24 protein-coding genes are annotated in these 22,849 nt (G+C 63.2%); 13 read left to right on the top strand and 11 right to left on the bottom strand.

The annotated features are described in order from the left end of the window. Positions 1-964 precede the first annotated feature (964 nt). The 3 genes from AB0M22_RS17600 (at position 965) to AB0M22_RS17590 (ending at position 2,520) form a co-directional block, all read left to right on the top strand. Positions 965-1,384, top strand: a complete 420-nt coding sequence (locus AB0M22_RS17600) for a hypothetical protein (RefSeq protein ID WP_364727391.1) — start codon at positions 965-967, stop codon at positions 1,382-1,384. Between the two features lie 58 nt (positions 1,385-1,442). Further along, positions 1,443-2,045, top strand: a complete 603-nt coding sequence (locus AB0M22_RS17595) for a hypothetical protein (protein WP_364727388.1) — start codon at positions 1,443-1,445, stop codon at positions 2,043-2,045. Positions 2,046-2,163: 118 nt separating this feature from the next. Beyond that, positions 2,164-2,520 carry a hypothetical protein gene (locus AB0M22_RS17590; protein WP_364727385.1) on the top strand — a complete coding sequence of 119 codons (357 nt, stop codon included), beginning with the start codon at positions 2,164-2,166 and terminating at the stop codon, positions 2,518-2,520. A gap of 124 nt (positions 2,521-2,644) precedes the next feature. Here the strand turns inward: AB0M22_RS17590 and AB0M22_RS17585 are convergent, their stop codons facing one another. From AB0M22_RS17585 to AB0M22_RS17575, 3 genes are all read right to left on the bottom strand, one after another. Continuing rightward, positions 2,645-3,124, bottom strand: coding sequence for a hypothetical protein (locus AB0M22_RS17585; RefSeq protein WP_364727382.1), 480 nt, complete (start codon positions 3,122-3,124; stop codon positions 2,645-2,647). A gap of 185 nt (positions 3,125-3,309) precedes the next feature. After that, entirely contained in the window at positions 3,310-3,648 is a 339-nt protein-coding gene (locus AB0M22_RS17580) for a hypothetical protein (protein WP_364727380.1), read from the bottom strand. A gap of 710 nt (positions 3,649-4,358) precedes the next feature. Next, positions 4,359-5,009, bottom strand: coding sequence for an MspA family porin (locus AB0M22_RS17575; protein ID WP_364727378.1), 651 nt, complete (start codon positions 5,007-5,009; stop codon positions 4,359-4,361). Positions 5,010-6,280: 1,271 nt separating this feature from the next. Between AB0M22_RS17575 and AB0M22_RS17570 the strand changes: the two genes are divergently transcribed. From AB0M22_RS17570 to AB0M22_RS17560, 3 genes are read left to right on the top strand one after another with little or no spacing between them, the layout of a single operon-like run. Continuing rightward, positions 6,281-6,484, top strand: a complete 204-nt coding sequence (locus AB0M22_RS17570; protein ID WP_364727375.1) for a hypothetical protein — start codon at positions 6,281-6,283, stop codon at positions 6,482-6,484. 54 nt (positions 6,485-6,538) lie between these two features. Beyond that, positions 6,539-6,862, top strand: coding sequence for a hypothetical protein (locus AB0M22_RS17565; RefSeq protein WP_364727372.1), 324 nt, complete (start codon positions 6,539-6,541; stop codon positions 6,860-6,862). Further along, entirely contained in the window at positions 6,859-7,203 is a 345-nt protein-coding gene (locus tag AB0M22_RS17560; RefSeq protein ID WP_364727369.1) for a hypothetical protein, read from the top strand. Before AB0M22_RS17565 ends, AB0M22_RS17560 begins: the two co-directional genes overlap by 4 nt. Here AB0M22_RS17560 and AB0M22_RS17555 read toward each other — a convergent pair whose 3' ends face one another. Further along, on the bottom strand, positions 7,204-7,596 hold the full coding sequence (locus AB0M22_RS17555; RefSeq protein WP_364727366.1) for a hypothetical protein: 393 nt from the start codon (positions 7,594-7,596) through the stop codon (positions 7,204-7,206). A gap of 66 nt (positions 7,597-7,662) precedes the next feature. On the opposite strand from AB0M22_RS17555, the gene AB0M22_RS17550 reads away from it, so the two are divergent. Further along, the gene (locus AB0M22_RS17550; RefSeq protein ID WP_364727364.1) at positions 7,663-8,190 is read left to right on the top strand and encodes a helix-turn-helix domain-containing protein; all 528 of its coding nucleotides are present in this window, start codon (positions 7,663-7,665) and stop codon (positions 8,188-8,190) included. Between the two features lie 150 nt (positions 8,191-8,340). Here AB0M22_RS17550 and AB0M22_RS17545 read toward each other — a convergent pair whose 3' ends face one another. The 3 genes from AB0M22_RS17545 to AB0M22_RS17535 form a co-directional block, all read right to left on the bottom strand. Next, positions 8,341-9,339: a hypothetical protein gene (locus tag AB0M22_RS17545; RefSeq protein WP_364727362.1), complete on the bottom strand. Its 999-nt coding sequence runs from the start codon at positions 9,337-9,339 to the stop codon at positions 8,341-8,343. Between the two features lie 631 nt (positions 9,340-9,970). Next, positions 9,971-10,453 carry a hypothetical protein gene (locus AB0M22_RS17540; RefSeq protein WP_364727359.1) on the bottom strand — a complete coding sequence of 161 codons (483 nt, stop codon included), beginning with the start codon at positions 10,451-10,453 and terminating at the stop codon, positions 9,971-9,973. Between the two features lie 140 nt (positions 10,454-10,593). Beyond that, complete coding sequence (locus AB0M22_RS17535; protein ID WP_364727357.1) at positions 10,594-11,058, bottom strand: MarR family transcriptional regulator; 465 nt, start codon at positions 11,056-11,058, stop codon at positions 10,594-10,596. Positions 11,059-11,134: 76 nt separating this feature from the next. Between AB0M22_RS17535 and AB0M22_RS17530 the strand changes: the two genes are divergently transcribed. The 4 genes from AB0M22_RS17530 (at position 11,135) to AB0M22_RS17515 (ending at position 14,575) form a co-directional block, all read left to right on the top strand. Next, positions 11,135-12,052: an ABC transporter ATP-binding protein gene (locus AB0M22_RS17530; RefSeq protein ID WP_364727355.1), complete on the top strand. Its 918-nt coding sequence runs from the start codon at positions 11,135-11,137 to the stop codon at positions 12,050-12,052. A 43-nt stretch (positions 12,053-12,095) separates the two neighbouring features. Then, positions 12,096-13,388, top strand: a complete 1,293-nt coding sequence (locus AB0M22_RS17525) for an ABC transporter permease subunit (protein ID WP_364727352.1) — start codon at positions 12,096-12,098, stop codon at positions 13,386-13,388. Beyond that, complete coding sequence (locus AB0M22_RS17520; RefSeq protein ID WP_364727349.1) at positions 13,379-13,906, top strand: hypothetical protein; 528 nt, start codon at positions 13,379-13,381, stop codon at positions 13,904-13,906. Before AB0M22_RS17525 ends, AB0M22_RS17520 begins: the two co-directional genes overlap by 10 nt. A 237-nt stretch (positions 13,907-14,143) precedes the next feature. Continuing rightward, a complete protein-coding gene (locus tag AB0M22_RS17515; RefSeq protein WP_364727346.1) occupies positions 14,144-14,575 on the top strand; it encodes a hypothetical protein in 432 nt (143 codons plus the stop codon). A gap of 417 nt (positions 14,576-14,992) precedes the next feature. Here AB0M22_RS17515 and AB0M22_RS17510 read toward each other — a convergent pair whose 3' ends face one another. After that, positions 14,993-17,845, bottom strand: coding sequence for a hypothetical protein (locus AB0M22_RS17510; RefSeq protein WP_364727344.1), 2,853 nt, complete (start codon positions 17,843-17,845; stop codon positions 14,993-14,995). A 1,312-nt stretch (positions 17,846-19,157) separates the two neighbouring features. On the opposite strand from AB0M22_RS17510, the gene AB0M22_RS17505 reads away from it, so the two are divergent. Continuing rightward, complete coding sequence (locus AB0M22_RS17505; protein WP_364727341.1) at positions 19,158-19,613, top strand: SgcJ/EcaC family oxidoreductase; 456 nt, start codon at positions 19,158-19,160, stop codon at positions 19,611-19,613. 91 nt (positions 19,614-19,704) lie between these two features. Here the strand turns inward: AB0M22_RS17505 and AB0M22_RS17500 are convergent, their stop codons facing one another. Beyond that, complete coding sequence (locus tag AB0M22_RS17500; RefSeq protein WP_364727338.1) at positions 19,705-20,205, bottom strand: SgcJ/EcaC family oxidoreductase; 501 nt, start codon at positions 20,203-20,205, stop codon at positions 19,705-19,707. Between AB0M22_RS17500 and AB0M22_RS17495 the strand changes: the two genes are divergently transcribed. After that, complete coding sequence (locus tag AB0M22_RS17495) at positions 20,174-20,752, top strand: MarR family transcriptional regulator (RefSeq protein ID WP_364727336.1); 579 nt, start codon at positions 20,174-20,176, stop codon at positions 20,750-20,752. The two genes, AB0M22_RS17500 and AB0M22_RS17495, sit on opposite strands and share 32 nt — an antisense overlap. Before the next feature lie 444 nt (positions 20,753-21,196). On the opposite strand, the gene AB0M22_RS17490 is transcribed toward AB0M22_RS17495, so the two are convergent. Then, a complete protein-coding gene (locus AB0M22_RS17490; protein ID WP_364727333.1) occupies positions 21,197-21,376 on the bottom strand; it encodes a hypothetical protein in 180 nt (59 codons plus the stop codon). 167 nt (positions 21,377-21,543) lie between these two features. Beyond that, positions 21,544-22,755 carry a cytochrome P450 gene (locus AB0M22_RS17485; protein ID WP_364727331.1) on the bottom strand — a complete coding sequence of 404 codons (1,212 nt, stop codon included), beginning with the start codon at positions 22,753-22,755 and terminating at the stop codon, positions 21,544-21,546. Positions 22,756-22,849 lie beyond the last annotated feature (94 nt).

The raw sequence follows: 22,849 nt of genomic DNA, 5'->3' as shown, positions 1-22,849 counted from the left end.
TTTCGGTATTGAAGAAGGCGGTCGTGTCGCCGCGCTGCGGCTACCTGGAGCCCGGTAAGCAGAAGCCCTCAGTGTCCATCTCCATCGCCAGCCCTCGGCCTAGGCCATGGCTGAATCCACCCCGCAACATCGTTGCGCCACAGCACGTCTGCATTGCGTCCGTCCGCTTGCACAGCGGCGCATGATCGCTGGCGGCCGTGGTACGGCGGTTCGGATGGTCTTCATCTGGCCTTCCAAGTCCGAGATCTGTTGTGTCACTAGATTGGACGCCGCTCGTCCCTGATCGGTTCCATCAATCTCGAGAATCTTTTTCGATCCGGAAGCAGCCAGGTTGCTCGCCGCCGAACCAGCCCGGCGTCATCTTCACGGTGGAGTCGGGAAGGTTGCTGGCCTTCCAGGTCATGGCGGCCTTGCAGAGCGTGCTCGGCCATGCCCCGCCCGCCGAGTACGAAGCCGCCTACTAGCTCAACAACACCCATCCCAGCCGGTGATGACTCAACCACGAAGCCTGGCCGAAAAGTCGGGGCGGTTCAGACTGCGCCATCGGTGGCGCCGCATCCGTCTTTGAGCGATTACGTGTCTCCGCTAGGGCCAGCGCTCGCCCGATGTGGCACCGACACAATCGGTCGCCTCCAAAGCCCAACTCTCCAGATCGCCGACGACCTCGAATTTCGACCGGCCACAAGTGCGATCAGCCCCTTCGACGCGGCAGGTACTTACCGACTTCACCGAGCCGGCCGAAGACAACATGTGGATCCGCCTGTGCGACAGACTCATTCGGGCCCTGAACATCCGAATCCGTTCAGCGCAGCCCCACTCGGTGCCATCGATCGTCCCGCCACTAACACCGCTAGAGTTCCGATGTCGCGATACACCGCAAGCAGAACCGGAGATCACGATCGAGCCCGCAGAGCCCCGCTTCCGGAGGCGGTTGGGTTCTGGCTACCTCAGAGCTGTTTGGGCCATGGTCGTGATCGGCATCCTCGAAGTCCTCGTCGGCGCGGGCCAACTCGCTGTGCGTGCCACCGACGCGAGGGCCGACGATGGCGTCCTGATCATTCTGTCGGGGATGTTCATCCTGTGCGGGATCGCCCAGACCGTGACCGGTTTGCTCATCCGGCGCGTCTATCGGACCGCCGAGGTCGGATTGACCGATCGTGGGCTGATCAACCGTGAGATCCGAACCAGGTTCCACCCTTGGCACACCGTCGCCGACGTACGGGCCATCAATCGAGGACGACATCTGCGGACCATGCTGATCTTCACCGACGGCCGCCAAAAGATCCTCGTCGCACCACTCGCCCCTTCCTCGGTGCCGGATCCGGCGTTCATCCGAGATGTGCAGACCCTACGAGAATGGTGGCTGCACCATCGCAACGACTGATATCCGACTTGTCGTTGCTGGCGGCAGCAACCGGGGTTCCGGCACATACGCTGCAGGGGTGTATCACCAGCAGACGTCACCGGTAGTGATCGACCTGGCACACGGTGTCAGGGCGAAGTCCGCAGCCGCGATAGCGGTCTGCGGTGGGCTCGGGGTGCTCGGCGTCGCGGCCGGGCTGACCGGCCGGGTGTCCGGCGGCCCCGGGGTAGCGGTCGCCGCCGTGGCCGTCGGCGGGTTCCTGCTGCTGATCGCCCTGACCGGTGTGCTGTTGTGGCGGGTGCTCACTCGCCCTCGTTCGCTGATGATCGATCAGACCGGAGTGCGATGGATCGACCCGCGCGGTAGCTCATGGTCGATCGCCTGGCCCGAATTAGCGGCCATCTCGGTATCGCGGACGGTGAATCGGAATCCGAGGAAAGTCGTCTCCTCGGCGATGGTGCGGCTCGACTTGTTCCCCGCTGACCCCGGTTTCCGGCAGCGCCATCCAGAGATGGAGCGACTGTGGGAATTCCACCGAGTCCGAGATGGATACCGGGTGCCGTTCGGCGACGTCCCCGATTCACACGGCCTCGTTCCGCGGCTCGACGAAGGCCTGCGGCTATTCGCCGGCCCACGCTATCGGGGTGTGTCCGACGAGGGATTCACTGTCGGATTGTTCTGACACGTGCCCGGCCGACTCCAGTCCACGGCGGCATCACCGCGCACTCGGACAAAGGCCGATCGAACATCTGCCGAGCCGGCCCGTCAGCGGTCGGAGGGTTGGCCGTACGCTCCGAGGCATGGGTCGCCTACTTTTCCTTGTTTTTGTCATTGCGATTCTCGCGCTGGCCATGTGGTGGATCTCGCGGGAGTGGTCCGGAAACGCGGACCGGGTAGCCGACGCAAAGAAAGAGGTCCATCGCTATCTCGACCGGACGGGCAGCGAACTCGCCGAACTCGCGGCCGATGACGCCGCTGCCGTGGACTTGCTCGGCGAGGCAGCTGACCGGCTGAATACCGCACGTACCCAATTGGCTTCGGCCACTACTCTCGGTCAAGTTCGAGTCGCTCGCGAAACCGCTCGCGGCGGATTTTACTTCATCCGCAAGGCGCGCGAAGCGATGGGACTGGACCCCGGCCCACCGATCCCGAACTGAGCAGCTGCAGAGAACGGTTGGCACACAACAAAGCTCGCGGACGGCTAACTCGCAGCGAAGGCCCCTCACCCGCCAGAAGCCGATTCGCGGGCAGTTCGATCGTGTCGGGCCCACGCCTCACCGGTCACCGGGGTTCCGGGATCGAGGAAGGCGCAGCAATCGGTTGAGCACCGCAGAATTTCCAGTCCCCGTTCTCCTTCTTGAACCGGTATGTGATCGGCGGATTAGGCAGGACAGCGCCGTTCTTCTGGTCGTTCTCGTAGTGGGTTACAATCGCGGCGGTCCCCTCATTTTGATAAATGAACGGGCTCACAAAATTGTCGAGGATCATCTTTCCGTCGGCTTGGAAGTCCTTTTTGATAAGTTCCTCCGCAGACTTGCCGTCACGGGGTTTCTTGAGCATGTCGGCGTATTCTGCACAGCTCGAGGCGGCTATCTCGTCGAGGTTCTGTGCATTGAAAGCGGTGAGGTACTTGTCGTACGCGGTGCGCAGGGGGCCATCGTCGTTCTTATCGTTGGCCGATGTGCCGCCGGAGCACCCTGTCAGACTTGCGATACTCGCAAGTGCGGCAATCGTCGCCAAAGCAGTCCTATTAATTTCCATTTCTAGCTCCAATCACCCTAATGGCCGCGTACCAGAGGCCCATCGCAACGGCTGTGGAGAGTAAAACGATCAGTGTGTATAGCCACGAACGAGCACCGGCCCAGTATGCGATGCCGGCTGAGGAGAAGATAATGATGAAGCAGATTGCCACCAGCGCGACGCGTTTCCACGTCTGCCCCCTCCTGTCACGAATCATGACAAAATCCCGAGTTATCGACATAGATTCCAGTGATGACCAGCGTCTCGAAGTTATCATTAGCAACCGTGCGGATTCTTACACAGGCATTTCTTTCCTTGGCCTGATTGACGGCATCCATCAACCGACCGCCCCAGATCGCTACATAGGCCACGCAGGCGATCGCCAGGGGGCCGCCGATTACAGCCATGGCGCCACAAATCGCGGCGCTGATGCCTATTCCGGCGCCAAGTGAAGCGTTGATATTCTTATAGAGCCACCGTACTTGCGACCTGGTCAGGTAGTAAGAGCAGGTGACGTAACCACAGTCGGTAACCGTTCCGCTCACCGGTCGAATCTCCGGGCTTCCACCCGGTGCGGCTGGTGCCTGACTTGGCGACATCTCTGGAGGGTTCGATTCCGTCCCGCCGGTCGGCGGGGGTGGCTCGTTGCCGGGCAGGACGGGCTCGGTGGCTCCGGGGACCGGCACGATAGGAGTGCCGTTGTACGGGCCGGGTGCTGGTGGGATGTAGGCACCACCGTTGGGTCCTCCGCCGGGGCCGGGCTGGCTGGGTGCCGTCGGTATTGCCGGCGGAGGCACCGGGGCCGCCGAAGGGGGCCCCGGCGCTGGTTGCGGTTGCGGGGGTGGAGGTGGGCACGACACCATCGGTGAGGGAATGCAGATCGGCTGCGCTGCGGCAGGGCTCGACCACCCCACGGTGGTGTTGCTACATAGGGCTGCTGCAAGCGCCACGGTCGCAACGATATGCCGCCGCCGTGGCGAATGCGATCCTCCAGGAGTCGGCACCGGGTTGGTTCGCATGCGGCTTCGTAGCAGGTCAGCAGGATCTGTTGAGGGCACTGCGGTGGTCACGGGCCGTGCTCCCTTCTCCTGCGTTGCAGGAGTCACCGAACCGGGGAATGCGGAGAGAGCAGTTCACGCGAACGCCGATCAAGATCGGTAATTCGCTGATGCTATCGCATTGATCCGGGGTTGTGACCAGCAACAACACCTACCGCTTGCGGCAATCCGGTCACCCGACGGATTGGCGATGGAGGTTAGAACGACTGGGGTTCGCCGTAGACGGTGACCGAGTCATCGCGGGTGGCGGTGGTGACGGTGAGCGAGGCGATCGAGCGCATCGCAACCTGCCCGATACAGGAATCCACATGCAAGGCCACCGCTTTGAGCGCCAAGTCCCCCGTCGCGGCGGCGATCGGCTTGGACGCCAACGTCACGGTGGTGATGGTGCCCGGCCGCAGGGTCACCGAGACATTTCCGCCGACGCCCGCGTTAGCACCGGCGTTGAGACCGCCTCCACCGGAAGGGGACTGCGACAGCGTGCCGTTCCCGTTAGCACCCAGGTTCACGCCGAGATTGGCGTTCAAACCGAGGGTCAGCCCGGAGGAGACGTCGGTGTTGCAGCCGATCATCAACCCCAGCGCGAGCACACCCGCGCGCACCGGCGTACGGCCCTGCCCACCGATCACCGCGCTAGCAGTAGCGGAAAAGAACGCCTCACGAGAGAACGCGGCGGCGTTCAACGGCGGTACCCGGTCCAGATTCTCCTCGGTCTTCGCGACCGAAATCGCCCATCCCTCAGGGGTTTCGATCGTCTGGTCCTTGTCGATGCTCGGGTCCGCGAACCCGGCACCAGCGGCAGACACAACCAACAACAACACCACCACAACCGGATACACCGCCCTCATGACCGATCGGATTCTACTTTTGGGCGCCAACACGCAGATTCCCTTCCAATACTCGATGAGGCAGAAGACATTCGAGGACACGAGCCAAGCCCGGCAAACGGTAGCTTCCAATGGAGTGGGAGCAAGGCATTCACGAACGAAACACGCCGTTCATCGGGGCTCAACGCCTGATCGGGGTTCCCATGGCTAGAGCGGTGAACTCCGGCGTCGCTTACGGTGAGTCCTGACGTCAGACGACGAAGCTGAGATCAGCTGGCACCGGCGAAATCTGACGTCACTGACGAGCGTGTCATGCGGGATGGCCGCGTCCACAGAACGCGCAATAGTAAGCCGATGTGCACGTTTGCTGAGGAAGTCGGACATTCCCGGGGCCGTCCCCGGCGGATTGTCGACGAACTCGGAGCTCGATGCCGCGCGCGGCCGATCGGGAGCTGTTTTTTGGGACGCACATAGGCTCGGCTCGGCGCTGCCGAGGAGATGACTTACCCGCCACCTCCTCGGCAACTCGTATCCGAACTGGCGCGTGCCGTGGTTGGGCAACCACTGCTGCCACAACATGATTCGTTGCTACCCACCGCGAGGATGGGTGCACACACGTCTGCAATCCTCGCGGCGGCGAGCTATCGCCTTCAACAAGCGATGGATTCTCGAGAGCCTTGATACGAACAACGGGAGCGCTGGAACTCCGCACACCGCTGTCGATTCCCCGGTCAGATCCAGGATCGCACCGGAATCGACAGGTCAGGGTTTGGTGAGGATCCAAGGAGTGGCAACGAAGTCGGCTTCTCCGCAAAACAGCAGCCGCGCAATGCATCCCGGCCCATATCCAACGGATTTGAGCCGGTACCCCGCTTACGGGGCGTCAACCACTGGTTCGCTCTCGCTGTACCCTCTGGCCTCGCTAGCCGGACCCGCACCATCTGGCTGCTGGCACGTCCCGGCGTTGTCGGAGCTGCTTCCCGCCCTCACCGGATCAGGCTGCTCCCACCCTCAACCTGGTCGTGCGACGACCAGGCGGCAAAGGTCTTGCACCTCCCCTCGAATATCAAGCGCCTCGTGGCGCACTTTGTGGTCGTAGTAGGCGCAGCCAGGCGAACGCCATCAGCGACAACCGCTGAGATCAGCGGCGCATCGAGACGCGGGTTGGTAGGGTCCACCGTTGGTGTGCCGGGAAGTCTGGTCGGCGATGAATGCGCCATGCCCGCTTCGTGAAAGGCCAGTCGATGCAGTCGATTCCGGACGGCGCATCCACACGGTCGCGCCGATCGCTGATGCACAGCCGACCGGTGCTGTTGTTCGCGTTCGCGTTCGCCGTGATGGCGGATCCGGTGTCGTCGGTGGCCTACCCGATCGAGGCCGCACTGCGCGCCCTGCACGGCGATCTCGCGCTCCTGCTGCCCACGATGGGCTTAATTGTCGCGATCGTGGTGCTGGTCATTGTCAACTACCAGCAACTGGTCGCCCGCTACCCGTAGGGCGGTGGCGCGGCCGCGGCAACCGGGGAGGCATTCGGTGAAGATGCGGCGTTCGTGCCCATCGGCGCGTTGATCGTGGATTTCGTGCTCACTATTGCCATCAGCTCCGCCGCGGGCGCGTCGGCGATCATCGCGTTCGCGCCTGCGCTGGCGCCGTGGCGGGTGCCGATCGCGTTGCTACTGGTGGCGGCCGTTGCGGGCGGAACCTGGTTCGGGCATCTGGGTCGCACGGTGTTCGCGGTGATGACCGTGGCGTTCATCGGACTGGCCGTCGCGGTTTTGGGATTCGGATATTCGCCGACGCGCATCCAACCGGCACCACCAGCGCCGATCCAGGGCATTCACCGCTGCTGGCCGTGGCTCTGGCGTTTCCGGTGACAATGGCACTGGCCACCGGCATCGAAGCACCGCCCTCGGCGATCGCCCAGCTCGGCCAGCTCGTCGACCCGGGTCGACGTCGCTTCGGGCAGGTGACGCTGTGGCTGACCCTCGGCGTAGTCGGCACCATCACCCTCGGGCTGACCGCCCAAGCCGTCCGCTTGGGCATCGGCATCCCCCACGACGACACCACCCAGATCGCCGAACTGGCCCGCGTCGCCGCGCCCACCCCGGTCTTCGGCGCCTTCCAGGCGATGACCGCGCTACTGCTGCTCTCAGCGGCCAGTTCGTCGTTCCAAGCAGGCGGTGCGACCGGCACCAGCGACCGCACCCGCTTGTGACTATCCGAAAGTCGCGCCGGGCACGGCGGCGTTGGTGAGCGAGCCGACGAGTCGGTCGACCTGCGGGGTACTGACGAGGATGACGTCGTATCCCAACTCCTCTGCGGCTGACTTGTCCAAAGTCAACCGGAGCGCGGGAATCGACCGGCGCACGCTCACGAACACTGACGTGCGCGTCCCGATTCCCCAGCGTCCGATCTTCACGACGCCGGTGACCACCACACCTGCACGGCCGCCTGGCGTGGCGGAATATTTGGTCGGCCGATCGACCCGCCGAGCCTCGAGCACTGATGCCACCGGCACGATCAGCCGCTTGCGCTGACCAGCGAAAATGCGTTCCCACCACCCCAGCTCGATACGTACGGTTTCCTGATCCACATACACTGCAGCCACTTTTCCTCCAGCAAACCTAGAATGTTCCCGACATCAGTATTATTACCAACTCTGGGAGTAATGGCAATGCCTTCGAGTCGCCCTTCGCTGGCCGAACTATTGCATCAACCGGTGCGGTGGCGAATCGTGCAGGCGCTGATCGGGCGCACGCTCACCACGGCTGAGCTGGCCGAACATCTACCTGACGTCGCCGCGACGACCCTGTATCGCCATGTCAGTGTGCTCGTACAAGCCGGGGTGTTGACCGTCGTGGCCGAACGCCGCATCCGCGGTACGGTCGAACGCACGTATGCGATCGGCTCCGGTGCCAGCGATGAGGGTGCGGAGGGTGTCGATCCCGAACAGCTTCGGACGATGTTCACCGTGTTCGTCGCGGGGTTGGCCGGCGACCTGGACCGCTATCTGTCCCGCGAACAGATTGCGCCCGAGCACGACGGCATCGCGTTCCGTCAATCCGCGTTGCTGCTCTCCGATGAGGAATTCACCGAGTTCGTCACCGCGCTGGGTCAACTACTGACCCGGTTCTCCAGCAACGAACCCGCTCCAGGGCGGACCAGGCGGATCGTATCCACCGTCTTGATGCCTGACGGATGAGCACCGAAGTCGCGCCCTCCCGGGTGCGGGCCCAGTCGCGGGTCAGGGATTCCAGCGCCTTCGGTGCCAAGGCGGCGGCGACGGTGGATGTCGCTCTCGACCCGCAGCAGGAATTGGGCGAGCGGAGTGGATCAAAGGTGCGTACGTGGATTACGTCTGGTCGCGAGCTTGGATGCCGCCGACGAGCATGCTGGCAAACAAGCCGCCGATCACACCGGCGAAAAATATCATGGCATCACGAATGCTCTTCCATTTCGAATCCTCGAAACGGGCGACAATTATGAAAGGTTCGTCGCGGCTCCATTCGCCATGAACATTGGAGTTCGATGGCGGATCGGCGTTTGCCAGCTCTTTCGAGCCTGTGGTGTCATAAAAGGTAGCCGACAGATTGACCCTTTTTTCGGGAGATTTCAGCTCAAAGCCGTACATCGCAACGCATTCCGGTCGATAGAAATGCAGTCCGCCCTGCGAAAAATCTACCGCTTCGTCGCCGATACGGCCCGTGGTCCAAGTAGACGAGGTCAGGGTGGTTTCGGGGACTACCTCGGGGAAGATGAGCTGAACGGTGAGGTTGTTGGCAACAATAGGGGACCACCCATCACTGTCGACCAGCGTGGACCAACTCAGTCCGCCGGCGACAGCTGAAACTGCACCCAGCGGTGGCCTATTTATCTTCTTGTCCAGATCAGCCTCGCTCGGACAGCTAGAGACATCAGCTGGCGTCCAACTAGCGGGTGCGGTATCGACATAGGCGTCAGTGAAAGCCTCTAGCTTGTCGTAAGTCGCCTGGGGATTTCCGTCTGGGACCGGTATCATTTTAGCCCGGAACCGCATCGCGCCGGTGCCTATTAGAGCCCAACGAAATTTTTCGGGATCAGGGATATTGAAGAACGTCACTTCGGTAAAGGCAGTCATAGCATCAGCCTTGAACATATTGAACTTCAGCCCCATCTGTACCTGAGCCTGAGGTTGATTCACCAGGACACGCAGCGCCGAGGAGCGGGATGTCAGTGAGCCCTCAGGCTTGGGGTTGTTCCACGGGGGTGGATAATTCAAGACCGCCGCGCTGTATACACCAGCCGATACAGCTAAGCACATCAAACTTGCCAGAAAATAGCTGAACCGGCGGCGATTACCATAGTTAACCATCGCGATGCAGAATACAGCTAACAGTGTGCACTTACACCGGAAACTAGACGAGTAGCGTTCATGCCGGATAGCAGACTGCCCAGTTCGCTCAATCGCCAGACAAATCGTAGGAGTCGACCTCGGCACCTGAGACACCATCGATCAAGCGGCTGAACGCATTCTCGATAGAATCGAAGCCCTATCCGAGCACGAAGTGGCGACGAAGAATATCGTCGCGACGTCGGGTGGCAGTCTGGTGCGATCGCCGGCGATGATCTCGTGGTCGTCCTTGCATCCTCCGGTCACGCGGTCGTCGACCTCACCGTTGCCGCCGCGATAGGCGTTCTGCTGTCGCTCGGGGTTCAACGATGCGGTCGCGGCAGCGCAAGGCGGCGCTCGTCGCAGGGATCGACACGCACGCCACAACGTACTTTGTGCACGGGCCATTGTCGCTCCTCGCGGCCGACCAGGTGTCCCATACCGCCCCGCGCCGCCGAATCCGATGTCGAGAAAACAACTGCTGATGTCGGCTACCGAGGGCCAAGCAAGAAGATTCAGGAGATCGCCGAAATATGAACCGGCGCAATGACACCGAGTCGCGCGACTCGTAGGTGACGACATGTCACCCAACCCGTCCACGAACAAGCGCCGGCTACCGCCCTTCTTCGCGAATACGAGTGCACACCCGCAGCCATTGCTTTTCCCAATCGGCTCCACGGCGACGCAGGAGTACCCAACCAACAGTCCCGATCAGCCCCACCGCGCCCGCCGCAGTAATCAGCAGAACAGCCAGAGCGGCGCCGACGCCTTCCATCACCGCCGCATCGAGCTTCTCGGGCGCGGCGGTGGGGTCCCCGCCCGGCCCGAGCCACACCGATATCTCATCGCCGCGCACCGACTTGACCGGCACCGCAACGACCGCCGTGCCCGAGCCGGTCGGGCCGACCCAGCGCACACGTGCTTCGCGCCGACGACTGTGGTCGATTCGCTGCGGGTCGCCGGTGATCGTGGCGGTGACAATCGATTTTGTCGCGTTCTCGGATCGGATGCGCATACTCGTCGCGGCGTAGTCTTCGGTGCCACCTCTTGTCGACGGCAGTTCACTCGCCCACCGCGCAACGTCATTGTCGGGCATGGTCCTCCAGCAAGGGATTTGCCCTACATTATCGACCTGGACGGCGGATCTGATGCCGCTCGGGCGCAATCGGACTCGGACATTTCAGCACCGAAACACCGATGGCAACACCCGAAAGCGCTGGGACTCGATGGTCTCCGCTACGCGCCGTTGTATTGCTGACGCCATTTCTCGATGAGCGGCAACACTTCTCGTTCCATATACCAGTAGAAGTCCTGCATCTCGTGCAAACGCCCAGCCGCGACCGACTCCTCGCGCAGCACGTCGAGCCCTTCCTGCGCGGCCCCGCGCATCACCGCGTACATCGCGTTCTGCTGTGACATCAGCGTCGCCCAAGCGCCTTTGACGAACCTGAAGTGGTCACGGCGGCTGCCCGGCGCCGGCACCCGCTCGATCAGCCCGTTCTGGATGAGCTGCTTGATCGCGGTCGAGACCGCGCCGGTACTGATGGTCAACTGCTCGCACAGATCCGCGGCCGTCATCGTCGCCTGCTCGGTATAGAGCAGCGCGGTCATCACCCGGGCGGTCGCCTTCTGCATGCCGCCCTGAGCCAGGATCAAGGCCAGCTTCTCGGCCGCGTCGCGGAGTTGCTGTGAGGAGTCCATACCGGCAGACGATACCGAACACCTTCCAACACTCTGAATCTTCACAAATATCTGAAAGTTCGATAGATTCTGAGTCATGGACAACGCCATCGAGATCCGTGACCTCACCAAGACCTACGGCACCAGCCGCGGATTGGCCGGGCTGACCCTCGACGTCCGCGCTGGCGAGGTGTTCGGATACCTCGGCCCCAACGGCGCGGGCAAGTCGACCACCATCCGGCTGCTGCTCGATCTGATCCGCCCCACCAGTGGCGCGGCCACCGTGCTCGGGCTCGATCCGCTGCGCGACGGAGTCGAGTTGCGCCGCCGCGTCGGCTACCTGGCTGGCGACTTCGTCGTCGACGGACGCCAGAAGGTCCGCGAATGCCTGCACTACCTCGCCGCCCTGCGCGGCGGCGTGCCGCACGCGCGCATCGATGACCTCGCCGAACGGCTCGGATTGGATCAGCACGCGAGGATCAAGACTCTGTCGAAAGGCAACCGGCAGAAGGTCGGGTTGGTGCAAGCCTTCATGCACCACCCCGAGTTGCTGATCCTCGACGAACCGAGCTCCGGGCTCGATCCGCTACTGCAGCAGACCTTCCTCGATCTGGTACTCGAGGCCGCGGGCAACGGGCAGACGGTGTTCATGTCCAGCCACATCATGGACGAGGTCGAAGCCGTCGCCGACCGCATCGCCATCCTGCGCGCAGGGCGCCTCGTCGCCCTGGACACCGTCGCGGATCTGCGCGCGTCCGCGGTGCGGCGCATCGAGATCGAGTTCGCCGCCCCCGTGTCGCTCGGGCAGTTCCGGGGCCTGCCCGGCATCGCGGACCCAATTCTCGACGACACTGGGAAAATCCTGCGCGCCCGCGTGATCGGCGCACCCGACGCCGTCATCAAGGCCGCCGCACAGCACACCGTCACTTCGCTGCGGACCGACGAAGCCCACCTCGACGAGATCTTCCACGCTCAGTACGCCGGAGACGACACTCCCGCCATTTCGGTGGCGTGAACCCCAAGACCCTCTCCTCACAACGACAAGGACTTCGACCGATATGACCGTCACTATCCTGGCCAAGACCCTGCGCGAGGGCCGCCGCGCGCTGATCGGCTGGACCGCGGGCATCACCCTGGCCCCGGTGATGTATGCGAGCTTCTATCCGCAGATGGCGAAGAACGGTGGGCAGCAAGTCCAGAACGTGCCTGCGGGACTGCGCGAGGCACTGCGGATGGACGATATCGCTTCCGCACCAGGCTATTTGAGATCGACCGTGTTCGGGTTGATCGTGCCGTTGCTGGCGATGTTCTTCGGCGCGGCCACCGGCGCTCGCGCCACCGCCGCCGACGAGGAATCCGGCACCCTGGACCTGCTGATGTCCTACCCGATCACTCGAACGACCCTGATACTGCAGCGTTTCGGTGCGCTCGCGGTCGCCGCCGCCACCATCACCGCAGTCCTGTGGTTGGGAATGCTCGCCATCCGCAGCAGTGCCGAGCTCAACACTGATCCTCTTCCTCGACACCGCAGGATTCGGCGTGCTCTTCGCGGTGTTCCTACTGCTGGGCGAGCGGACCATCGGCGCATGGGCCGCACTGCGCGTCAGCCCCCTCGGGGTAGGCGAGTACCTGGCCGCGCGACTAAGCGTGCTCACCATGGTGTCCATGGCATCAGCGGTCCCGATCGCGCTCGCCACCAGACCCGACGCACCGATCCTCGGTGTTGGCGCCGCAGTCGCAGGAACAGCACTGCTCACCGTCGTGTTGTGTGCGCTGTCCATGGCCGCGTGCGCCGGTGCCCGTCGCCTGTCCGACGTCGTGGCCGCCATCCCGTTCGCACTCGGGCCACTTCTGGTGCCCGCCCTGCCATTGGCTACCGGTCTGGTCGATCATCCGCTTCTTTACCTGGCCCCCACCTCTGCCGCGCACATGCTCGTCGGCTGGGGACTGGACCCGGCGGCAGTGCCACTGACCGGAGCCATGATCGCTGTTCTCGCCGGATGGGCCACCGTCTGTGCGGCGGGAGCATGCGTGCTCGCACGGTGGGCGCTGTCCCGAGCCGGAACCTTGGCAACACCACAGAGCCACCGTCGGCTCCGACGACCCCCGACACCCCAGCGGTGGCCGTCCGGATCGCCACTGCGCACGCTCCTGCGCGTCGACCTCCACGGCGCCGCCCGCGACCCGATGACCTGGGCACTACTCGCCGGCCCCTTCGTCACCGCCCTGGGCCTGCGATACGCAGTGCCGCTACTGGCCGAGACCCCCCCTTGTTGCGCGAACCGGCATCTATCTGGATCGGCTACACCCAGTTCTGCTCGCGACACTGGTCCTGCTCCACGTGCCGATGATGATGGGCGGCTTGGTCTCGCTGCGCACGGCCGAAGACCGCGAAGAGGGCGCGGTCACACTGCTGGGCACCTCACCGCTGGGCACCGGCACCTACCTCGCCTACCGTGCAGGCACCGCCGCAGCACTGACCGGAATCGGATTGACCATAGCCGTGCCACTCAGTGGACTTGCCGACGAGCCCCTTCTGCCGCTGGCCGGTGCCGCATTACTCGCCACCGCGCTAGCTCCCGCATTCGTGCTGTTCCTCGCCGGGGCCGCCGCCGACCGCGTCCGCGCGTTGGCCCTCGCCAAAATAGCCGCAGCACTGTTCACCCTGATACCCGCGGCCGCGTGGGCGCTGGGCCCACACCTGGCTTGGGCACTGACGCCGCTTCCACCGCTCTGGCCGGTCGCTGCCCTGCCCGCATACGGGATGGCACCCGCTGGAATCGTTGTCCCGGTAGGCTTCACCGCCACCACGGCGCTCACCGCCGTATTGTGGCGATGGGCACGCCACGCGACCAGAAATCCGAGCTGACCCAGCCCGTCGGTCAGCACTTGTCCCGGTCTCCCAAATCGAGCGGGCTTCTCCAGCTTGTCTCGCTGATCCCTTATCTCGCAGTCAGTTTGCGACTTCGTCGGCCACTTGACCCGAACCCGCAGCACCGCCACCTACGTCAAAGCCAACCTCATGAATGATGCACTGCTTACTCGCCCATCGCCACTGGGAAGCCATCACTTCCATGGTAGGACGGGCAGTCGATAAGCTCGCAGGATGTTCACCCCGGGGACTCGACCTCGCCTCGAGCCCGCCGCGCCAGGACCGGCGGTAGCTGTCGTCATCGAAGCAAGCGCGCCGATCACGGCAGGCTCTCGACGCCTGGCCACGGTGGCCGACTTCGGCTACGGGGTACGGTATTCGCTGGCGCGGGGACGCAACCATGTGATGGTGCCGCCGGGGCGATACCGCGTAATGCTGTACTCGCAGTACACCTTCTGGCAGGTCGGCAAAGCCTGGCTCGACATCGACACCACCCGCGGGCCGGTCCTGTTCCACTACGCCTCGCCCTACACCATCTACTCCGCCGGCGCGGCAGGGTTCGAGCCTCAGCAACGCCCAGGCCGCGGCGCGATGCTCGCCATGGTCAGCGCTGCGGTGCTGATTCCACTGCTCCTGGTCGGCCTCGGCGTGCTGCTGGTGCGCTGAATTCATCGACCCGAGCTCGGTGGGAGTGTGAACGTCCTCGGTGAGGGTTAGGTCATTACGTCGTTCCCATCGCCGCGTGCACTTTGATCGAGCGTGCCGGCCGCGACCTGGTTGGTGCGGCGATTGCCGTCTCACAGAACACTGCGTAGGTAGTCCGAGTCGAGCGCGAAATCGTCGCAGCGGTGATGTGGAGCGAGGAACGCATCAACCGCGTCGGCAGCGATCTTCTTCAACAATCCTGTTCGGCGTCACCGATGTCATCGGCCAATCGCCACAGCCCTAGCAACACTCACGCAAGAACCCCACCCACTCCTCACCGATGCCGCTCTCGCGGCGGCAAACAGCTACTGAGTACCGCCCCGGTCGCTGCCATGCGGCGACCGGGGTCTGCACCACGGATCTCCCGCGCCGACGGCTTTACTCCTCATCACTGGGGTTTCGCAGCTGCCAGCCCAGTTCTCGGACGCGACCGACAGTCCGATCCAGATAGTCGCGCAGCGCTACCGGAGGCTCGGATCTCTGCAGCACTTCGTGGAGAGCTTCGGCAATCTTCCGCAGTGCGAACCGGAGTTGCAGCGCAAGATGATTGCCAGTCGGCTGAAGATCGAGCAGTGTGTCCAAACCTCTTGTTGCCGTGTCATATCCGCCGGTGTGGAGTTGGGCGACCACCTCGATGGCGTCAAAGGTCACTCGGTCATACACGGAGGTGTCCATGGCGCGCATCCGTGGAACCAGTGCAAGTATCTCGGTGAAAGCTCGTTGCTGCGTCAGATCGTTGACCTGCTGCATCAGCGCATAGACACTGGCGTTCCGCTCAGGGTTGCGTGCCGCGACGCTTTCGAATCCGGCCGCTATCTGTTGCAGCGGAGGGAATTCCCGGTACGGGCGGGTCCGCCGGACCATCTGCAATGATTGCTCGGCCTGCTCATAGGCCAATGCTCTGATCCCAGCGTGGCCGCTGTTCTCCGCGGCCTCGACAATGGGGACCAATCGTTCACTGGTGGCGGCGAGCCCTTCTGGTGCTACCCCAGCGTAGGAGAGGTCGGCGACGATGTCGGCCATTGACTTCATCGCGAGTGCGCGGGCGCCCTTTTCATCGGGCATGCTGAGCAGCAGCTGCGCTGCCCGCGAAGCCAGCTTTGTCGATTCATCGAAACGAGCTGTGCTCGCGAAGCATGCGCCGAGTTCCATGAGTAGCAGCGCCTTCAGGTGCTTGTACACACGGTCGTTCTGTGGAGTCAGCGCTGTCAGCGGTTCACGCTCCTCTACGACACCGAGCAACGCATCGGCGTGGACTCGAAGCTGTTCGAGTGCAAAGAACTCGCCGCGTGTTCGCATCCAGCCGAGCCATGGCACCAAGAAATACATCAAGGCCGCCGCGACTACCTGCAACTGCCCAGCAGGAAGGGTGTGCAGGTAGGTGGACCGCAGGATCTCATGGACCAGTGGGTGAATCACGATCGTGTCGCTGGCGAGAGTCTTCCTGCCGAGATCATCGACACCCATCTCCCTATGTGCAATCGTCTGTGTCCGTAGAACACTGACGATCCCGCGCACGAGCACCTGTTCGGCCGCAACAGGTTTCGCCATATCGACCAGATCGGTATGGCCCGACAGTCGACATACCGCAATGATCATGTTCAGCGGGATCAGCTCAGGCGAGAGCAGAGACCCGTAGTACAGGACAGCTTTCGCATCCTGTGCGTGGGGCGAACTTGTGCCTTTGCCGAGGTTGTCGACAGCGTAGCGAATGGCGGCAAAGGCTGTCCGGTCGTAGCCAGGCGGTATGGCGAGATCGTCTTGCAGAGCATCCAGCGCCTCGAAGTAGCCGGGAACCAACTCATGAATATCGCTTGCCGAGTTACGGAAGTACATCCCTGCCATGCTGACCGCGAGGGGAATACGGCCAAGCCTGTCCACGATCGTTGAAATCGCTCCCGCCACGGTCGGCACATCCGACTCGTCGATCCCGGCATAGTCCGCGAAACATGCAATCGCCTCAGGCAGCAAGAACCCGCCAACCGTCACCGTGTGGGCGGACGTCCACCACCCAAGGCTGTTAGTGGAGGTGACCAGAATCGATCCATTGCCCGCGGTCGGCAAGTACTTCTCGATGTCTCGACATCCGGCAGCGCCGTCGAACACAAGGAGCCATGGACCGCGATGACGCCCAAGGGCTCCCGTGAACAGTGGGGCGATCTCGGTCCCGGGCACGACGGCCGTGTTCGTCAATTGTGCTGTGATGTCCCGAACTCGGGCCTCGATGAGGCCTTCATCGCGGCAATCGATCCAGCAGATGAACTCGTAAGAATGCGCGTTGATGTGACAGTAGTCAGCAGCAATCACCGACTTGCCGGTGCCCGTGTGTCCGACCAGCACACCGATCGTCGGAGCACGTGAAGCGGTGGTGCCGCCAAGAGATGAGGTCAAGTCGTCAAGTATCTGGAGCCTCGGAACCGAGGCCGGAAGACTGGGAATTCCGGTGATCGGCACACCCCAGTCGAACGCTCCCGCCACGTGCGCGATTCGCGAATCAGGCATCGACAGCAGCGTGACCAGCTCAAGGGCCGGGATGCGCTGGGGTCGCAGTCCTGCCGCCGCCTCGAAAATGTGGTGTCGGATGATCGCGCCCAGTAGCTGTGACGACGTCAGTCCCTGGCTCAGCGCCCGGTCACGTCGGAACTCCCGGATTAGTTGAGACAACTCCTGTCCCAGCGCACCTGCCGAGCGGCCATCAACAACGATCGATGCCGAACACTGCTGAGAGATCCCTGATGCGCCACCAGTGTCCGGCCGCCAGCGGAATGATGAACCGTAGGCAGTGTCACCCGCGTGGGTGCATACGCCGCGAAGCCCCTTCGACAGTGGCCTGTTCGTCAGCAGGACTGCAGAACAAGAGTCGTCGCCACAGAGACGGGTGAATACATCCCGCGCCTCCGCCGGTTGCAGCGGCCGCTCATCAGGACTACGTGACGCCTTTACCTGAACCCGCTCAACGGCCTCGCCGTCGACCTCTATTGCGAAGTCCACGATGTCATCCGCCACACCCGTAGCGCTCACCGAATCAGGTTCCACCACAAGCACCGTCCGGGCGAGCAAACTGAGATCGTCACGCAGGCGCCGCAATACGTAGACGGCCGTCGCCAGATACTGATAGTTGAACCCGTACGCCGCTGAGATACCTCCCGAAGGCATGGTCACACACCATACGCGCTCAACCAGATCGGCTGACGAGTCCTGCACCAGCGACAGATCAGGCCAGACCGACACTCAGATTCGCCGAAACCACCTCTGTTCGAGAGGCGATGAGACGGCACCGATTATGCACCCAACGCAGAGTTCGCAGCCGACATACCGAGCCGATCGCACTGCGGCGACCAGCACCACCAACCACAGCACGCAGCACGCAGCACGCAGCAACCGATTCTGCTCTACCTCGAAGGCGGACTGGACCACTTCGTAAACAAGTGACCGTCAGATACTTTAAGCACGCGGCAAGCCAGCTACCTCAGAAGGGAGACCGAAACCCAATACAGCTCAACACAATACCGAGCATGGAGAACTCCACAAAATCTCCGTGCTACGCTTCAGCGACGTATCTGACCACTGCTTAAACACACATTGTGCTCAGTGGCGCCGCGAATAGGGGTTCAAGTCCCCTCTCGCGCACCGCCGCAACGCGGCATTTGTGTCACAAATGTCACGTTCGGGAGCCCACCGCTCCCACCCCTGACGCAGATGCGCCATACAACCCCCTCCCAGCACACTTCCCGCGTTCAACACGTGCGCATGTGGGCATATACGCCCCACCCGCCCGCACCCGCGACCCAGATGAGCCACGCGAGAGATTTGCTGAAACCAGCCAGAACCACTCCCCATACCCGACCGAGTGGCCTCATCTGAATAACGGGACGGTCGCTGGTCCATCTCGGACGAAGGATCGACGTCTCGGCGTGTCTCATCGAGCACGTTTTCCCGAACCCATGCGAAGCCAGCAACCAAGGTGTAAGGACCGCACGGCCAGTCTCTACCCCCGAAGCGCAGCCGATCAGGCAGTCCTGAAATCGGACACCGCTACGCAGCAGCTAGCCTCACGCGACGCGGAAAGCGAACGCTCGTCACGAGGTCCAGATCCACAACTCGCCAGCGACATCGGTGGACCCTGCCTCAGCCTCGGCGGACCCAGAACCGAACCAGGCTCATGGCGCACCCTTTCGTACGTAGTGCGCTGGGGCTGAAACCTTCTGCGGCGCGGCATCTTCGGCCGAATTTCGTCGTAGATGCAGCCAAGAAGGGCATTGCCTCGGTGCAGAGCAATGCTGCCGGCGCCGAGGTCCTAGACCTGACCGACGCTGGTTTCCGCCTGACCCCCCAGAATCGAGGTTCCGCCCGATGAGGGCCGTTCATGCGACCCTCAAACATCCTCAATTCGGCATTGCCGCGCACCCGGAAGCGCTGTCGGCCAACCTGTTTGGACGGCCGACCAACGCCAGGGTCGCGGCAAACGCGGACGTGCACTTGAATACCAACACGTACGACAAGGCCTTGACCTCGACCATGGTTGATGTTTCACGATTCAAGCATGGACGACGACATCGAGGTGATCCGAGAACTGTTCGATCGCTATACGGAGCTCTGGGTTCGACACCAGATGCGGGAATGGGGAGAGCTGTTCACCGAGGATTGTGACTTCATCACCCACCGTGGGGTGTGGTGGAGGTCGCGGGAGGAGAATGTGCGCGGCCACGAGGATGTACCCGAATCCGTTCTGGCGCAAAAGAAAAACTACAGCCAAACGGTTGTCGGAGTCCATCGGCTCGGTCCCGAGGGGATGTTGGTACATACCGAATGGGCCTGGCCCGAGCATGTCTTGCCAGGCGCTACCGCAGCCGAGGACCGTCGGGGCCTGATCACCGCGGTGCTTGTCCAACGTGCGGGACGCTGGCTTATCCGGGCAGCACAGAACACACGACTCAACGGACTCGATGACTTCGCGCCGATCGCTGCGCGAGGTTTCGAGCCCGTTGAACACCCATGAGTTGATCTTCCGCTGCACCGCGCCGGCCGCTTCGGTCAGCGCGACATGCGGCAGATGAGTGCGTTCGGAGCAGCGTCGACGGCCACCGTTTTCATGCGATTCGACGGCCCAGTCCGAGTGTGCGGGCGATCCGCGCCATGAGCTGAGACATCTTGGCCGGGAACGAACTCGGCCCTGGCACGGTGACCGGGCGGACCCGCGCGTTGTGAATTGCCGTAATTTTCCAGCCGTTTTCGGTACGTAACAGCACAAGGGTTTGCCGGGAGAGCCGCCGCTTCGGCAGGCGCGAGCGCCAGGGCATGAGTACCGAGGCGGTGCCGTACAGGACCGCTACATCCGGGGTGATGTAGCGGATGGACTCCAGGTCGCCGGTCAGCGCCGATCCGGCCAGGACGCCACGGAACAGTTGGTCGTGGTTGTGCTGATGCTGATTGCGACCGATAGCGCGGGTCCCGTCGTAGGAGACGTAGTCGGAGTCCTCGGTGAAGAGCGCGCCGAAGGCTTGTGCGTCATTGGCGGTCCAGGTCCGCTGGAGCTGCTGGAACACCTCCTTGACGGCCATGTCGTCGGTGGTGTGGGGAGTCTGGTTCACGAGCGGAGCCTCCGATGCTATCGTTTCGACTATCGAAATAAACGATAACAGGAAGTTTCGAATGTCGAAAGATGATGAAATCATCAGCGAGATCGGGCAGCAGTTGCGGCTGTTGCAGCGCAGCTTCGATGCCTTCGACGAGGCCGTAGCCGCGCGGCTACGCCTCAATCGCACCGATATGCGGTGCCTCGACATCGTGTTGGGGCGCGGGCCTCTCTCCGCAGGTGAGCTGAGTTCGGCGTTACGTCTCAGTCCCGCCGCCACAACCACGGTCATCGACCGGCTCGAACGGGCCGGATATGTCTCGCGTGCACAGGATCCGGGCAATCGGCGGCGGGTGCTCATCGAGCCGACCGCGGACGCGCGGCGCATGGCGGAACTCATCTTCGAACCCGTGGGCCGAGCCGGGGCGGCAGCGCTCGGACGCTACGACAGCGACCAGCTGCACCTCATTCTCGACTTCCTCGGAACCGCTCTGCATGTCCATCAGGGACAGACCGACCTGCTTGCAGAACGCACTCGGAACGAAGGATCCACATCAGGCTAGGGGTGAAACCACCGCTCATCGGCTACTTAACACTGGTGCTAGGACTTGATCCCGGCCAGGATCGGGTCCAGAGGCGGACGTTCCAGATGCGTTGGTGGTCGACCAGTTCGAGGCCGGCCACCGTCCGCTCGGAACGCGCGCTCCGCGGCATTATCGCTCACCCGTTCCGACTGAAGCCAGCACGGACGAGTGCGACACAGAACGTCTTCCGCTGATGAGCGGACACCCTGTGCCGCAATCGATCTCACTGATCAGCCGCGCGACCAGTGAGTGCATTCGCCAGAGGTGCCGCCGCTCGACGCGGGCTGCGCCGGCCCAGCCACGGAATCGGCGAACTGCAGTTCCCGCCCCAACCGCACCTGTCTGCGTGAACGCGAGACCAAGGTGGTGTTCTGGGTGGCGGTCCCGAATGCGAATCGCATGCTTTGCTGTTGCCTGTCGTGCTCAGAGGTCCGTGGCGAAGTCGAAGAGAGCCGACGCGTTGCGGTAGAGGATCTGCTCGATTTCGTGGTCGGGCAATCGGGATTCCTCGATGTATTCGAACGTACGCCGGTAGGACTCGACCGCCAGTAGTGCGGAAAGTCGCTGCCCGGCACGAGATGGTCGGCGCCGAAGGCTTCGCAAGCACACCTGAGAGGTGCTCGTGAACTCATCCGACGGCCTCGTAGCAGAGGGGTTGCGAGCCATCACGCTCGGCGGAGCGAGCAAATCTGGTGTTCTCGCTTGGAGCGGCTCGAACTCTTCTTCGGCCGTAGAGCGGTCGAACACCGGACAGCTGAGGGCCACGCCGTTCACCACGTCACCGGGAGTTCGTGGACCCCGTAGACGACCATGTCGTGCTTGAATTCGATTTCGTCCAGCGCAACTGCGAGCCGCAGCGTCGGGATCCGCCGGTAGAGCGTGCGGTAGACCACCTGCAGTTCGGCCCGCGCGAGCGCATGGCCGAGACAATGGTGGATGCCGTAGCCGAACGCTAGGTGGTGGCCTGCCTCGCGGGTCACGTCGAGCCGGTCGGGTTCGGGGAACTGCGCCGGATCGCGGTTGGCCACGCTGTCCGCGGTGATCAGCCCGTCGCCCTTGCGAATCCGCTGCCCGCCGACCTCCAGATCCTCGAGTGCTACGCGCCGCCGTCCGCTGTGCGAGATGGTGAGGTAGCGCAGCAGCTCCTCGACCGCGTTCGCCACCAGTGCGTCGTCACCGTCGCGGACGGCGGCGAGCTGATCCGGATGCTCCAGCAGCGCGGCGGTGCCCAGAGCGATCATGTTGGTCGTCGTCTCGTGCCCGGCTACCAGCAGCAGCAGCCCCATAGACGCCGCCTGCGCGTCCGTCACCGCGCCGGTGGCGACCTGTTCAGTCGCGAGCCGGCTCAGCACGTCGTCGCCCGGGTCGGCGAGCTTGCCCCGCACCAGCCCACCGAGGTAGTCGAGCAGTGTTTCCACCGCGGCGCGCGCTTCGGCCGGGGGCGTATGGCTCGCGGTCAGAACCTTGCTCACCCGTTGGAAGAAGGCCCGGTCGGCGTACGGCACGCCGAGCAGTTCACAGATCACCAGCGAGGGCACCGGAAGTGCGAACGACTCCACCAGGTCGGCCGGTTTCGGGCCCGCGAGCAGATCGTCGATCAGATCGTCGACGATCTGCTGGATCCGCGGCCGCAATTGTTCGATCTTCCGCACGGTGAAGTCCGCGGTGAGCAGCCCACGCTGCGCGGCATGTTCCGGGTTGTCCATCGTGATGAACAGTTTCGCCCGGTCGGGATGGGCCTTGATGCCCGCCGACTGCGCCGGATACCCGTCCCGGGCCGAATCGGCGCTGACGCGCGGATCGGCCAGCAGCGCGCGGATATCCGCATATCGGGTGAACAGCCACGGCTCGCTGTCGTCCCAGATCCGCACCTTGGACACCGGCTCCTCCCGCTGCCTGCGGCCGAGCTCGGGTGGCGGGTCGAACGGGCAGCGCCCTCGCGCCATCGGGTACTGGCGTGCTCCGGCTCGAACCTCCGGCATCGCAGTCCTCCTACAGAAATTCACCGAACGATTGTTGTGATACTTACTGAACAAATGCGCGCGCGATTCTCGGTGCCTGCATCGCCGTGCTCGG

The sequence above is a fragment of the Nocardia sp. NPDC051756 genome (assembly GCF_040681495.1).
In the GTDB taxonomy this organism is placed as follows: domain Bacteria; phylum Actinomycetota; class Actinomycetes; order Mycobacteriales; family Mycobacteriaceae; genus Nocardia.
This window is presented reverse-complemented; position numbering and strand designations above follow the sequence as displayed.